This window comes from Kitasatospora phosalacinea (genome assembly GCF_000716545.1).
In the GTDB taxonomy this organism is placed as follows: Bacteria; Actinomycetota; Actinomycetes; order Streptomycetales; family Streptomycetaceae; genus Kitasatospora; species Kitasatospora phosalacinea.
In genome coordinates this window covers 1-13016 of sequence record NZ_JNWZ01000019.1, presented here as the reverse complement: position 1 = coordinate 13016, position 13016 = coordinate 1, and the positions used below count along the sequence as shown (strand labels likewise).

10 protein-coding genes, 5 tRNA genes and 1 pseudogene are annotated in these 13016 nt (G+C 72.6%); 4 read left to right on the top strand and 12 right to left on the bottom strand.

Going from position 1 to position 13016, the window contains the following annotated elements:
- Positions 1-65: 65 nt before the first annotated feature.
- The 4 genes from OO48_RS11985 to leuC all read right to left on the bottom strand — a co-directional run bounded on the left by OO48_RS11985 (position 66) and on the right by leuC (position 3323).
- Entirely contained in the window at positions 66-743 is a 678-nt protein-coding gene (locus OO48_RS11985) for an HU family DNA-binding protein (RefSeq protein ID WP_033215073.1), read from the bottom strand.
- Between the two features lie 133 nt (positions 744-876).
- Positions 877-1167, bottom strand: coding sequence for an SCO5555 family protein (locus OO48_RS11980; RefSeq protein ID WP_425338534.1), 291 nt, complete (start codon positions 1165-1167; stop codon positions 877-879).
- 134 nt (positions 1168-1301) lie between these two features.
- Positions 1302-1898 carry a 3-isopropylmalate dehydratase small subunit gene (gene leuD / locus OO48_RS11975; protein ID WP_033215071.1) on the bottom strand — a complete coding sequence of 199 codons (597 nt, stop codon included), beginning with the start codon at positions 1896-1898 and terminating at the stop codon, positions 1302-1304.
- 3 nt (positions 1899-1901) lie between these two features.
- Positions 1902-3323 (bottom strand): 3-isopropylmalate dehydratase large subunit, encoded by a 1422-nt coding sequence (leuC, locus tag OO48_RS11970; RefSeq protein ID WP_033215069.1) that lies wholly within the window; start codon positions 3321-3323, stop codon positions 1902-1904.
- A gap of 233 nt (positions 3324-3556) precedes the next feature.
- Here leuC and OO48_RS11965 point away from each other — a divergent pair, with 233 nt between their 5' ends.
- On the top strand, positions 3557-4270 hold the full coding sequence (locus OO48_RS11965) for an IclR family transcriptional regulator (protein ID WP_033215067.1): 714 nt from the start codon (positions 3557-3559) through the stop codon (positions 4268-4270).
- Positions 4271-4465: 195 nt separating this feature from the next.
- Here the strand turns inward: OO48_RS11965 and OO48_RS11960 are convergent.
- From OO48_RS11960 to OO48_RS11925, 8 genes are all read right to left on the bottom strand, one after another.
- Positions 4466-4540, bottom strand: a tRNA-Gln gene (locus OO48_RS11960).
- Positions 4541-4544: 4 nt separating this feature from the next.
- Positions 4545-4617 (bottom strand) — tRNA-Glu (locus OO48_RS11955).
- A gap of 13 nt (positions 4618-4630) precedes the next feature.
- Positions 4631-4703, bottom strand: a tRNA-Glu gene (locus OO48_RS11950).
- Positions 4704-4738: 35 nt separating this feature from the next.
- Positions 4739-4811: transfer RNA gene (locus tag OO48_RS11945), tRNA-Glu, on the bottom strand.
- A 21-nt stretch (positions 4812-4832) separates the two neighbouring features.
- Positions 4833-4904: transfer RNA gene (locus OO48_RS11940), tRNA-Gln, on the bottom strand.
- A gap of 178 nt (positions 4905-5082) precedes the next feature.
- Complete coding sequence (gene gltX / locus OO48_RS11935) at positions 5083-6609, bottom strand: glutamate--tRNA ligase (protein WP_051732040.1); 1527 nt, start codon at positions 6607-6609, stop codon at positions 5083-5085.
- A 14-nt stretch (positions 6610-6623) separates the two neighbouring features.
- Complete coding sequence (locus tag OO48_RS11930; protein ID WP_033215065.1) at positions 6624-7421, bottom strand: fumarylacetoacetate hydrolase family protein; 798 nt, start codon at positions 7419-7421, stop codon at positions 6624-6626.
- Positions 7422-7525: 104 nt separating this feature from the next.
- On the bottom strand, positions 7526-7720 hold the full coding sequence (locus tag OO48_RS11925) for a hypothetical protein (RefSeq protein WP_033215063.1): 195 nt from the start codon (positions 7718-7720) through the stop codon (positions 7526-7528).
- A gap of 466 nt (positions 7721-8186) precedes the next feature.
- Here OO48_RS11925 and OO48_RS11920 point away from each other — a divergent pair, with 466 nt between their 5' ends.
- The 3 genes and pseudogenes from OO48_RS11920 (at position 8187) to OO48_RS11910 (ending at position 12965) form a co-directional block, all read left to right on the top strand.
- Entirely contained in the window at positions 8187-12107 is a 3921-nt protein-coding gene (locus OO48_RS11920) for a sensor histidine kinase (protein ID WP_051732039.1), read from the top strand.
- A pseudogene (locus tag OO48_RS11915) lies at positions 12044-12343 on the top strand (roadblock/LC7 domain-containing protein); the annotation flags it as partial. The gene OO48_RS11920 and the pseudogene OO48_RS11915, both read left to right, overlap by 64 nt.
- A 175-nt stretch (positions 12344-12518) precedes the next feature.
- Positions 12519-12965: a DUF742 domain-containing protein gene (locus OO48_RS11910; protein WP_033215061.1), complete on the top strand. Its 447-nt coding sequence runs from the start codon at positions 12519-12521 to the stop codon at positions 12963-12965.
- The last annotated feature ends 51 nt before the right edge of the window (positions 12966-13016 follow it).

The window sequence follows — 13016 nt, the reverse complement described above, 5'->3', positions numbered from 1 at the left end:
GGAACCGGGCCGGACCGGCGCGGCCGGCGACCCCGGGCCGGACTGGCCGGCGCCGGGGCGGGCGACTACTTGGCGGTGGACTTGCGCGCGGTGGTCTTCCGCGTGGCGGTCTTCTTCGCCGGAGCGGTCTTCTTGGCGGTGGCGGCGGTCTTCTTGGCGGCCGCCGCGGTGGTGGTCTTCTTGGCCGCGGTGGACGCCTTCTTGGCGGCCGCGGTCTTGGCCACCGTGGTCTTGGCGGTGGTGGCCTTCTTGACCGCGGTCTTGGCGGGCGCCGCCTTCTTGGCCGTCGCGGTGGTGGCGGTCTTCTTGGCGGCGGTCTTCTTGGTCGCGGCGGTGCCCGCGCCCGCGGCGGCGGCGCGCTTGGTGGCGGCGCGCTTGGCGGCCGGGGTCGCGGCCACGCCGGACTTGCCCGGGGTGAGCGAGCCCTTGGGCGCCTTCTTGACCGACGGGCCCTCCTTCGGCAGCTTCTTGCTGCCGGAGACGAGGTCCTTGAAGCCCTGGCCGGGACGGAACCGCGGCACCGCGGTCTTCTTGACCTTGACCCGCTCGCCGGTCTGCGGGTTGCGGGCGAAGCGCGCCGAGCGCTCCACCTTCTCGAAGGTGCCGAAACCGGTGACCGAGACGCGGTCACCCGCCACGACGGCACGCACCATGGTGTCGAGCACTGCGTCGACGGCCTCTGCGGCAGCCTTGCGACCGCCCAGCTGCTCGGCCACCGCTTCGACAAGCTGAGCCTTGTTCACGTCTTCCCCTTCGGAAACGGGCGCCGGATGATTCCATCCGTTCTTTTCGCACGTTAGGTATGTATCTGCGGACTTTCAATTACCAAACGCGTGAATCACCCTAGTGTCGCAATGGATTTGCGCATGGAGGTGCTCACCGGGGAGGCATCCGCCCCTCGTCGAGGTCCTGCACAAAGCGACTCAACCGCCGTGCCGCCTCCGGGAGATCGCGCTTCGCGGTCTCGGTGACGATCAGCAGTTGTCGGGTGAGAGCGGTCTTTGCGTCCGTCGACACGTTCAGCGCGTGAACGCGGGCGTGGGCTTGCTTCAACCGCTCGGCCACCAGTGCGTAGAGCAGGGTGACTTCCGAGTCGGCAGCACCGTCCCGACCGTCCCCGGACGCCGGTTCGCCGTCCAGGTACGGAGGTTCGGGACTGTGGTGCATGCAACGATTGTGCCATCTGTGCGGAGTTGCGCTACACCAGGGTCTATTCGCGGCTGACGAACTCCCCTGCGAACAACGAAGACCCGCCCCGGAGGGGGGCGGGTCTTGTTGTCGGAGCGTCAGAAAGCGGTGACTCAGACGACCGGCAGGGTGCGCGGCTTGAAGGAGGGCCGCTTGGCCTCGAACGCGGCGACATCGGCCTCGTTCTGCAGGGTGATGCTGATGTCGTCCAGGCCGTTCAGCAGCCGCCAGCGCACGTTGTCGTCCAGTTCGAACGGCGCCGTGATGCCCTCGGCCCGGACCTCGCGGGCCTCCAGGTCGACGGTGATCTCGGCGGTCGGGTCGGCCTCGGTCAGCGCCCAGAGCGCCTCCACCGTCTCCTGCGGCAGGACCACCGTGAGCAGGCCGTTCTTCAGCGAGTTGCCGCGGAAGATGTCGGCGAACCGGGAGGAGACGACGGCCTGGAAGCCGTAGTTCTGCAGCGCCCAGACGGCGTGCTCGCGGGACGAGCCGGTGCCGAACTCGGGGCCGGCCACCAGGACGGACGCGCCCTGGCGCTCGGGCAGGTTCAGGACGAAGGACTCGTCCTTGCGCCAGGCCTCGAACAGGCCGTCCTCGAAGCCGGAGCGGGTGACCTTCTTCAGCCAGTGCGCCGGGATGATCTGGTCGGTGTCCACGTTGGAGCGGCGCAGCGGGACGGCGCGGCCGGTGTGGGTGGTGAACTTCTCCATGGCTCAGACCTCCACGGCCACGTTGTCGGTCAGGTCCGCGGGGGCCGCCAGACGGCCCACCAGCGCGGTGGCGGCGGCCACCTGGGGGGAGACCAGGTGGGTGCGCCCGCCCTTGCCCTGGCGGCCCTCGAAGTTGCGGTTCGAGGTGGAGGCGCAGCGCTCGCCCGGGGCCAGCTGGTCCGGGTTCATGCCCAGGCACATCGAGCAGCCGGCGTGCCGCCACTCGGCGCCCGCGGCGGTGAAGACCTTGTCCAGGCCCTCCTCGACGGCCTGCAGGGCGACCCGGACGGAGCCCGGGACGACCAGCATGCGCACGCCCTCGGCGATCCGGCGGCCGTCCAGGACGGCCGCGGCGGCCCGCAGGTCCTCGATCCGGCCGTTGGTGCAGGAGCCGACGAACACGGCGTCGACCTTGACCTCGCGCAGCGGGGTGCCGGCCTCCAGCCCCATGTACTTGAGGGCGTTCTCGGCGGCGATCCGCTCCTGCGGGTCCGCGAAGTCCTCCGGGTTCGGCACGTTCGCGCCCAGCGGCGCGCCCTGGCCCGGGTTGGTGCCCCAGGTGACGAACGGGGTCAGCTCGGCGGCGTCGATGAACACCTCGGCGTCGAAGACCGCGTCCTCGTCGGTGGCCAGGGTCTCCCAGTAGGCGACCGCGGCGTCCCAGTCCTCGCCCTGCGGGGCGTGCGGGCGGCCCTGCAGGTAGTCGAAGGTGGTGCGGTCCGGGGCGATCATGCCGGCCCGGGCGCCCGCCTCGATGGACATGTTGCAGATCGTCATCCGGGCCTCCATGGAGAGGCTGCGGATCGCCGAGCCGCGGTACTCCAGGACGTAGCCCTGGCCGCCGCCGGTGCCGATCTTCGCGATCACGGCCAGGATCAGGTCCTTGGCGGTGACGCCCTCGGGCAGCTCGCCCTCGACGGTGATCGCCATGGTCTTGAACGGGGCGAGCGGCAGCGTCTGGGTCGCCAGCACGTGCTCGACCTGGCTGGTGCCGATGCCGAAGGCCAGCGCGCCGAAGGCGCCGTGGGTGGAGGTGTGCGAGTCGCCGCAGACCACGGTCATGCCCGGCTGGGTCAGGCCCAGCTGCGGGCCGACCACGTGCACCACGCCCTGCTCGACGTCGCCCAGCGAGTGGATGCGCACGCCGAACTCCTCGGCGTTCTTGCGCAGCGTCTCCAGCTGGACCCGGGAGACCGGGTCGGCGATCGGCTTGTCGATGTCCAGGGTCGGGGTGTTGTGGTCCTCGGTGGCGATCGTCAGATCGGTCCGGCGGACCGGGCGCCCGGCCAGCCGGAGGCCGTCGAACGCCTGCGGGCTGGTCACCTCGTGCAGCAGGTGCAGGTCGATGTAGAGCAGGTCGGGCTCGCCCTCGGCGCGCCGGACGACGTGGTCGTCCCAGACCTTTTCTGCGAGTGTCCGTCCCATCGGATTCCCTCCAGCCGGCCGCTCTGCCGGCCTTCTCGTGATCGTCGAGGTCTTGTCCCGTGCCGCCCTGTGAGGCTCGCTTGGAGTCGCGACCTGCACGCCGGACCGTCCAGGATCCGGACACCTCGGTGGAGTGCCGTCCTGGGTGTCTCCCGGGCTGCTGACTCCAAGAGTGGCGCTTTTCTCGGAAGATTGAACTTGCGTCTCGCTGATTGAGACTGCAGTATCGAGACATGGACAACACTAGCGGCGTCGGCGTTCTCGACAAGGCCGCTCTGGTGCTCAGCGCACTGGAGTCGGGCCCCGCCACGTTGGCGGGGCTGGTCGCCGCCACCGGTCTGGCACGGCCCACGGCCCACCGACTCGCCGTCGCACTCGAACACCACCGGCTCGTCACCCGCGACATGCAGGGCCGTTTCATCCTCGGCCCCCGGCTCGCCGAGCTCTCCGCCGCCGCGGGCGAGGACCGGCTGCTGGCCGCCGCCGGACCGGTGCTCACCCACCTGCGGGACGTGACGGGCGAGAGCGCCCAGCTCTACCGCCGGCAGGGCGAGATGCGGATCTGCGTGGCCGCCGCCGAGCGCCTCTCCGGCCTGCGGGACACCGTGCCGGTCGGCTCCACGCTGCCGATGAAGGCCGGCTCCGCCGCGCAGGTCCTGCTCGCCTGGGAGGAGCCCGAGCGCCTGCACCGCGGCCTCCAGGGCGCCCGCTTCACCGCCACCGCCCTCAGCGGCGTGCGCCGCCGCGGCTGGGCGCAGTCCATCGGCGAGCGCGAGCCCGGCGTCGCCTCGGTCTCCGCCCCCGTCCGCGGCCCCTCCAACCGCGTGGTCGCCGCGGTCTCCGTCTCCGGCCCGATCGAGCGGCTCACCCGCCACCCCGGCCGGATGCACGCCCAGGCCATCATCGAGGCCGCCAACCGCCTCACCGAGGCGCTCCGCCGCAGCTGAGCGGCCGCCGGACGACGAGACGCCCTCCCGACCGCCGGTCGGGAGGGCGTCGTCGCGTCGGGAGCGCGGGGCGGGGGCGTGCGCGCGGGCACGCGGCAGCCGGGCGCGCGGGGCCGAACGTGCGGGGCCGGGCGTGCGGGCCCGGACATGCAAAAGAGCCCCGGTTTCCCGGAGCTCGTTCTGTGGAGCGTTTCTTGGCTGGGGTACCAGGACTCGAACCTAGACTAAATGAACCAGAATCACTCGTGCTGCCAATTACACCATACCCCAAAAGTACCCCCGACCGGATTCGAACCGGCGCTACCGCCTTGAGAGGGCGGCGTGCTAGGCCACTACACAACGGGGGCCCGAATGAGCGAGTACCCCCGACCGGATTCGAACCGGCGCTACCGCCTTGAGAGGGCGGCGTGCTAGGCCACTACACAACGGGGGCGGGACTCATTCGTTCTGCAATTGTCAAGAATTGCGTACCCCCGACCGGATTCGAACCGGCGCTACCGCCTTGAGAGGGCGGCGTGCTAGGCCACTACACAACGGGGGCTTACTGCAGTGATGTGCTGCGCTGGGGTACCAGGACTCGAACCTAGACTAACTGAACCAGAATCAGTCGTGCTGCCAATTACACCATACCCCACCAGAGTTCAACCCCTCTGCGGGATCTTCCTCGGTGTCTCGCGCCTCCCTGCCCGGGCGGCGCAGAAAGAACATTACCCGACGCCCCGCCCCGCTCCAAAATCGATAACCGCAGGCAGCGCGCCGGACACCTGCGGGCCAGGTCAGCGACACGGCCCGCAGGTGTCCGGGAGCGGCCGTCAGGAGGCCGGGAGCAGCTCCAGGGCGGCCCGCAGGCGGCGCAGCGTCTCCTCGCGGCCGAGCAGCTCCATGGACTCGAACAGCGGCGGGGAGACCCGGCGACCGGTCACCGCGACCCGCAGCGGGGTGAAGGCGAACTTGGGCTTGATGCCCAGGCCCTCGACCAGGGCCTCGCGCAGGGCGGCCTGGATCGGGTCGGGGGTGAAGTCGGGAAGCTCGGTGAGCGCCCTGACGGAGGCCTCCAGCACCGGGCGGGCGTCCGCGGTGAGGACCTTGGCGGCGTCCTCCGGGTCGACGGCGAAGTCGGCGGGGGCGACGAACAGGAAGCCGGCCATGGTGGCGATCTCGGAGAGGACCACCATCCGCTCCTGGGTGAGCGGCGCGACCTTGGCCAGCAGGTCGAGCTGGTCGGCGGTGGGCTCGGCCGGGAGCAGGCCGGGAGCCTGCAGGTAGGGCACCAGCCGCTTGACGAACTCCTCGGGGGCCAGGCGGCGGACGTGCTCGGCGTTGATGTGCTCGGCCTTCTTGAGGTCGAAGCGGGCCGGGTTGCCGTTGACGTCCTCGAGGTCGAAGGCGGCGACCATCTCGTCGATGTCGAAGATGTCGCGGTCCTCGGCGAGCGACCAGCCCAGCAGGGCCAGGTAGTTGAGCAGGCCCTCGGGGAGGAAGCCGCGCTCCCGGTAGAGGTTGAGCGAGGCCTGCGGGTCGCGCTTGGAGAGCTTCTTGTTGCCCTCGCCCATCACGTACGGCAGGTGGCCGAACTTCGGGGTGGTGCCGTTGCCGACGCCGATCTCGGCGAGGGCCGCGTAGAGGGCGATCTGACGGGGCGTGGAGGAGAGCAGGTCCTCGCCGCGCAGGACGTGGGTGATCTCCATCAGGGCGTCGTCGACCGGGTTGACCAGGGTGTACAGCGGGGCGCCGTTGGCCCGGACGATGCCGTAGTCGGGGACGTCCTTCGGGTCGAAGGAGATCGGGCCGCGGACCAGGTCGTCGAAGGCCAGGGTGGTGTCGGGCATCCGGAAGCGGAGGATCGACGGGCGGCCCTCCCGCTCGTAGTCGGCGACCTGCTCGGCCGTCAGGTCGCGGCAGTGGCCGTCGTAGCCGGAGGGCCGGCCGGCGGCGCGGGCGGCCTCGCGGCGGGCGTCCAGCTCCTCGGTGGTGCAGTAGCAGGGGTAGGCGTGGCCGGCCTCGCGCAGGCGCTTCGCGACGTCGGCGTAGACGTCCATCCGCTGCGACTGGCGGTAGGGGGCGTGCGGGCCGCCGACCTCGGGGCCCTCGTTCCAGTCGAAGCCGAGCCAGCGCATGGCGTCGAGCAGCTGCTCGTACGACTCCTCGGAGTCCCGGGCCGCGTCGGTGTCCTCGATGCGGAAGACCAGGGTGCCGCCGTTGTGCCGGGCGTAGGCCCAGTTGAACAGGGCGGTGCGGACCAGGCCGACGTGCGGGTTGCCGGTCGGGGAGGGGCAGAAGCGGACCCGGACGGCGGGGTCCTTCCCCGCGGCGGAGCCGTCGATGTCTGCGTTAGTCACGCTTGCTGCTTCCTTCATCGCTTGACGACCTTGTTGGAGAGGGTGCCGATGCCTTCGACGGAGACGGCGACCTCGTCGCCGACGTTCAGGGGGCCGACGCCCGCGGGGGTGCCGGTGAGGATGACGTCGCCCGGCAGGAGGGTCATCGCCTCGGAGACGTGCGCGATCAGCTCGGCGACCGAGCGGACCATCTGCGAGGTGCGGCCGGCCTGGCAGAGCTCGCCGTTGACGGTGCAGGTGACGGCCAGGTCGGCGGGGTCGAGGTCGGTCTCGATCCACGGGCCGAGCGGGCAGGAGGTGTCGAAGCCCTTGGCGCGGGCCCACTGACCCTCGCGCTGCTGCACGTCGCGGGCGGTGACGTCGTTGGCGCAGGTGTAGCCGAAGACCACCTCGGGGACGCGCTCCAGCGGCACCTCGCGGCACATCCGGCCGATCACCACGGCGAGTTCGGCCTCGTACTGCACGTCCGAGGAGAACGGCGGGTAGGCGATCGACTCGGTGGGGCCGATGACGGCGGTGGAGGGCTTGAAGAACGTCAGCGGGACGGCGGGGACCTCGTTGCCCAGCTCGGCGGCGTGCGCGGCGTAGTTGCGGCCGACCGCGACGATCTTGCTGGGGAGCATCGGGGCCAGCAGCCGGACGTCCTGCAGGCGGTGGGTCTCGCCGGTCGGCTGGGGGGTGCCGAAGGGGTGGCCGGCCAGCGTGTGGACCACCAGCGAGTCGGGTTGCGCGGCGTCCCCCTCGATGATTCCGAAGGAGACCGAGCCCGCCGCGGGGCTCCCTTCGCGGACGGAGAACCTGGCGATACGCACAGCCCTGCAACCTCTCGGTTCGTCGGCCGCCCGGACGCTCCCGGACGGCTGCCGAGCCCGCAGTACCGGGCCCGGCTCGTGCCACCAGGTTATCGGCGCGCGGGTCAGTCCCGCGGCAGGCGGGGGGCCGGGGCGGTCATCAGGACCGTGCGGCGCGGGTTGGCCGTGCTGGCGGGGAGCTCGGCGGCGTACGCGCGGGGCGTGCGGCCGGGCAGCCGGGGGAAGTCCGCGACGGAGGCCAGGGTGGTGCGGCGCGGGTTGGCCGTGGAGCGCGCGGCCTCGTTGGTCGTCTCGGACATTTGCGTCAGCACCCTCAGTTTCGTTCGAAGCGGACTTTTGCGCGGGCCCGCGACTGGGCAGGCTCCGATCAACCCTGTCAGGTTAGGGAGCCCATTCCACAGCGGCCGTGACCAAAGCTACACATCGGGCTGTGATTTTGCTCACAATTAACGGAGCAAAGGGGGCGGAGACGGCGATTCGGGACCAATGGCGAAATCCACCATTGCGGATATCACGGACATTCGACGCACATGCCGATCTTCCCCTTCGTTGACCTGGACACGTCGAGTGTCCGAAAAGAGCCGTATTTCGCGGCCGATGCGCCACGGAACGTGAGGCGCCGCGCGCGGAGGGTTGCCCAGGACACCGTGTCGTAACGGCCCTTGTTGGACTTCCCCCGCTGTGCTGGAATGCCACGGAAAAACTCGACACCGCCCTATCTCCGCCCGGCGGGGAAGGGCGCCCGGTCCAGAGGTTGCGACGCCAGTGCAGGGACGTTTCAAGAGGGGCAGCGGCGCCGCGGGTGACCCGGAGTCGCGCGAGCCCGCAGCCGGCCCCCACCAGGCGGCACCGGCGACGACGGGCCAAGGTGAGCGGCCGTACGGCTCCGCCGCCGAGCCCGCCGCCGACAGCGGGGCGCAGCGCGCGAGCGGTGCGCCCCAGGAGCAGGGCGGCGACAAGCCGGCCGACCAGAAGAGCCGGCGGTCCAGACTCCGCGGGACGCTCACCCGCCGCCGGGCCACCGGCCTGAGCCGCTTCGCCATGCGCAACTGGCGGATCCGCACCCGTCTGATCGCCCTGCTCTTCCTGCCCGTGGCGGTGGCGCTGCTCCTCGGCGGCCTGCGCGTGCAGACCTCGATGGAGAACTCCCGCGAGCTCTCCCAGATGAGCGACCTGGCCGAGCTCGCCCGGACCGCGACCGACCTCGCGCACGCCCTGCAGACCGAGCGCGACATCTCGGCCGGTCCGCTGGTGAACAAGGTCCCGGCGGACAGCGACAAGGAGATCGCCCAGGCGTACAAGGACAGCAACCTGCTGTCCAAGAAGTTCACCGCCGCGGCCGACAAGTTCGACAACCTCGACCTGGCCGGCTCCAAGACCCTGCTGCTGCAGGTCCGCCGCGACCTCAACGGACTGCCCCGGGCCCGCACCGGCGCGTACGCCGACCTCGACAACCTCCAGGCGACGATCACCAACTACAACGTGATCATCATCGACCTGCTCGGCGCCGCCCAGGACATCGCGGTCACCTCGAACTCCCCCGAGCTGATCACCGCCACCCGGTCGCTGTACCAGTTCTCGCTGGCCAAGGAGAACACCTCCATGCAGCGCGCGCTGCTCTCCGCGGCGTTCGCCCGCCCCGGCGGTGCCAAGCTCTCCATCTCCGACGAGACCTTCGGCGCCCGGCTGCTCGTCGCCGAGGGCAACGCGCTCCAGAACTTCACCGCCATCTACGGCGAGGCCGCGGCCCGCGGCAAGCAGTCCGCGATGAGCTTCAACAAGGTGGTCGCCGAGGCCGACCGGCTCTCCAAGGCCGCCCTCAGCACCAACGGCATCCAGCAGAACGACAACGTCAGCTACCAGGACTGGTACGAGAAGTCGACCGCCAAGGTCAACGGCGAGCGCGGCATCGAGAACGAGCTGCTCAACGAGCTCGACGGCAAGGCCCAGCGGCTGCAGTCCGACGCCGACACCGAGTCGGTGATCAACGCCTCGCTGGTCGCCCTGGTGCTCATCGTCGCCATCGCCGGCGCCGCCCTGGTGGCCCGCTCGATGGTGCGCTCGCTGACCCGCCTGCAGACCTCCGCCGAGGACGTCGCCGAGCGCCGCCTCCCGGAGCTGGTCAAGACGCTCTCCGAGAGCGACCCGCAGGACGTCGACGTCACCGTCGAGCCGGTCGGCGTCGACTCCTCCGACGAGATCGGCCACGTGGCGCACGCCTTCGACATGGTGCACCGCGAGGCGGTCCGACTGGCCGCCGAGCAGGCGCTGCTGCGAGGCAACATCAACGCGATGTTCACCAACCTCTCGCGCCGCAGCCAGGGCCTGATCCAGCGCCAGCTGTCGCTGATCTCCGAGCTGGAGAGCCGCGAGGCGGACCCGGACCAGCTGGCCTCGCTGTTCAAGCTCGACCACCTCGCGACCCGCATGCGCCGCAACGGCGAGAACCTGCTCGTCCTCGCGGGCGAGGACCCGGGCCGCCGCTGGACCCGCCCCGTCCCGCTGGTCGACGTGCTGCGCGCCGCCGCCTCCGAGGTGGAGCAGTACGAGCGCGTCGAACTGGCCTCGGTGCCCACCGCCGAGGTGGCCGGCCGCGTCGTCAACGACCTCGTCCACCTGCTCGCCGAGCTGCTGGAGAACGCCACCTCGTTCTCCTCCCCGCAGACCCGCGTCCGGGTCACCGGCCACGCCCTGCCGGACGGCCGGGTGCTGATCGAGATCCACGACACCGGCATCGGCCTGTCCCCCGACGACCTCGCCGACATCAACGAGCGCCTCGCCAACCCGCCGGTCGTGGACGTCTCCGTCTCCCGCCGGATGGGTCTGTTCGTGGTCGGCCGCCTGTCCCTGCGGCACGGCATCCGGATCCAGCTCCGCCCGTCCGACTCCGGCGGCACCACCGCGCTGGTCATGCTGCCGGTGGACGTCACCAACTCCGCCGAGCGGCGCGGCAGCCGGCCCGGTGCGGGTGCCGGCGGCCCCCAGGGCGGCGGCAAGCAGCAGCGCGGCCTGGCGCCGACGCCGCGCCAGCAGGGGCGCCCCGCGGGCGACCTGCCCGGCGGGCGCACCGCGCTCGGCCAGGCGGGCCCGAACGACCCCGCGGGCCGTCCGCAGCTGGGCCAGGGCCCGGCCGGCGGCAGCCCCGACCTGTTCTCCCCCGCCGGGTCCTCCGGCCCGTCCGCGCCGCGGCGCGTCCCGGGCGGTCCCGGTGGCGCGGGCCAGGGCGCGCCGGGCGACGGCGGGTTCGGCCCGGGCGGCGCGTTCGGCAGCGGCGGGGCCCAGGGCGGCCGCTCCGGTGGGCTGCCGACCCGTGCGGCGGGCCAGTCGCTGCGCGAGAACCAGGCTCCCGGCGGGCCGGGGCCGTCGGCCCCGGCCGGTCCGGGCGCGGGTGCCGGTGCGCCGGCCGGTGGCGGGCTGCCGCCGCGGCGGGTGCCGGGCGCCTCGGGTGCGCCGGGCCTGCAGGGTGCTCCCGGCGGCCAGGGCGGTCCCGGCGGCCAGGGCGGCCCGGGCGGCGGTCTGCCGCCCCGGCGACCGCAGCAGCAGGGCCAGCCGGGCCAGCCGCCGCAGGGCGGCCCGCAGGGGCCGCGCCGTCCGCAGGGCCCGCAGGGCGGTCCGCAGCAGGGCCGGCCGCAGCGTCCGGTCGGCGGTGAGCCGGCTCAGCACGGGTGGGCCGAGCAGCCGCAGCGGCGTCCGCTGCCGCAGCAGTCGCAGCCGGCCGCACCGATCGAGGCCGCCCCGGCCGAGCAGTCCGGCGCGTTCGCCCGGCCGCGGTTCGAGGCGTCCGACATCGACCCGCGCGACCCGCTGGGCCTCGGCCTGGTGGAGCCGGTGCTGCCGGACCCGGTGGGCCAGGGCGTCCCGCCGCTGCCGCCGCAGGCCCAGCAGCCGCCGCAGCAGCAGTTCGCGGAGCGTCCGCAGCCGATGGCGCTGCCGACGGCCGGCGAGCAGTCGGCCGGTCCGGCCGACCCGATGCAGGGCCGCGAGCAGTTCCGTCCGCGTCCGTACCAGCCGCAGCGTCCGGGCACCTCGGCGCCGGGCCTCGTCCCGCAGGCTCCGCAGGCGGCGCGTCCGCAGGCCGAGCCGGCCGAGTGGCAGCGTCCGCAGGCGCCCGGTCCGCAGGGCCAGGGCCAGGGCCAGGGCCTGCCGTCGCGCCCGGTGCAGGGCGGTGCGCCGCAGGGCGCCCCGCAGCGTCCGGCCGGTCCGCAGGGCCAGCCGGGCCAGGGCCGGCCGGTTCAGGGCCAGGGCCAGGGCCAGCGTCCGGGGGCGCCGTTCGGCGGCGCTCCGGCGGGCGGTCCGACGGGTCCGGCGGTGGGCCCGCAGGACGGCCCGGACGCGCCGTGGCGCCCGTCGGCGAACGACGAGCGCTGGCGGCGGGCCGAGCAGATGCGCGAGCCGCAGACCAACGGCCTGACCACCTCGGGGCTGCCGCGCCGCACCCCGCAGGCCAACCTGGTCTCCGGCAGCGCCGAGGCCAGCCCGCTGACCGGTCCCCAGGTCTCGCGCAGCCCGGAGGAGGTGCGCGGCCGGCTGACCAACCTGCGCCGCGGCATCCAGCAGGGCCGCCAGGCGGGGACGCAGCAGCCGGGCTTCGGCGGTCCCGCGTCGCAGCAGCGGCCGGGCTCGAGGGCTTCCCCCGGGACCGTGCCGACCAGCTGGCCGCCGTCGCCTCCGGCCTCACCTCGCTGACCTCGGGTGCCAGCCGCATCTTCGAGGGCGGCGAGGTCAACCAGACCGTCGTGGAGATGGAGCGCGGGTTCCTGTTCCTGATGGCGATCAGCGACGGTTCCGCGCTCGCGGTCCTCGCCTCGCCGGACTCCGACATCGGCCTGGTCGGGTACGAGATGGCCCTGCTGGTCGACCGGGCCGGCGCGGTGCTCACGCCGGCCCTGCGGGCCGAACTCCAGGGCAGCCTGCTGCACTGACGGTCCGGTCCACCCGACCCCCGACTCCTTAGCACCACCCTCACCGTGCCGGGCCCCAACCCGACCCCGGGGTCCGGCACCCCACCCCAGGTCTTCGTCGTACGGTGGCTGACAGCCCGTCAGTCAACGGCCCAGTGGGCTCCGGCCGCGAACGACTGCAGCACAAGGAGGACGCATGACCCCGCCCCCGACACCCGCCGGTGCGTACGGCAACGGGTACGGAAACGGCTACGGCGGCCAGCAGGCCGGTGGGTACGGCGGCCAGCAGTCGGACGGCTACGAGCAGCAGCCGCTGGTCCGCCCGTACGCCATGACCGGCGGACGCACCCGGCCCCGCTACCAGTTGGCCATCGAGGCGCTGATCTCGACCACCGGCACCACCGCCCCGGGCGGGCTGCTCCCCGAGCACGCCCGCATCGTGTCGCTGTGCCGCGAGGTCAAGTCGGTCGCCGAGATCTCCGCGCTGGCGGGCGTCCCGCTCGGGGTCGCCCGCATCCTCGTCGCAGACCTGGCGGAAGCCGGTCTGGTCGCCATCCACCAGCCCGCCGCCGCGGGCGAGTCGGGCGGTACGCCTGACGTCACGCTGCTCGAAAGGGTCCTCAGTGGACTTCGCAAGCTCTAACGCGGCCGCCGCCCCCAGCCGCGCCACCACCTCCGCCAAGATCGTCGTCGC

What these genes read in the sequence shown, in the direction of transcription:
- OO48_RS11965 (WP_033215067.1), top strand. Translation starts at nt 3,557, where the DNA reads ATGGACAACACTAGCGGCGTCGGCGTTCTCGACAAGGCCGCTCTGGTG.
- OO48_RS11925 (WP_033215063.1), bottom strand. Translation starts at nt 7,720, where the DNA reads ATGTCCGAGACGACCAACGAGGCCGCGCGCTCCACGGCCAACCCGCGC.
- OO48_RS11910 (WP_033215061.1), top strand. Translation starts at nt 12,519, where the DNA reads ATGACCCCGCCCCCGACACCCGCCGGTGCGTACGGCAACGGGTACGGA.
- leuD (WP_033215071.1), bottom strand. Translation starts at nt 1,898, where the DNA reads ATGGAGAAGTTCACCACCCACACCGGCCGCGCCGTCCCGCTGCGCCGC.
- OO48_RS11980 (WP_425338534.1), bottom strand. Translation starts at nt 1,167, where the DNA reads ATGCACCACAGTCCCGAACCTCCGTACCTGGACGGCGAACCGGCGTCC.
- leuC (WP_033215069.1), bottom strand. Translation starts at nt 3,323, where the DNA reads ATGGGACGGACACTCGCAGAAAAGGTCTGGGACGACCACGTCGTCCGG.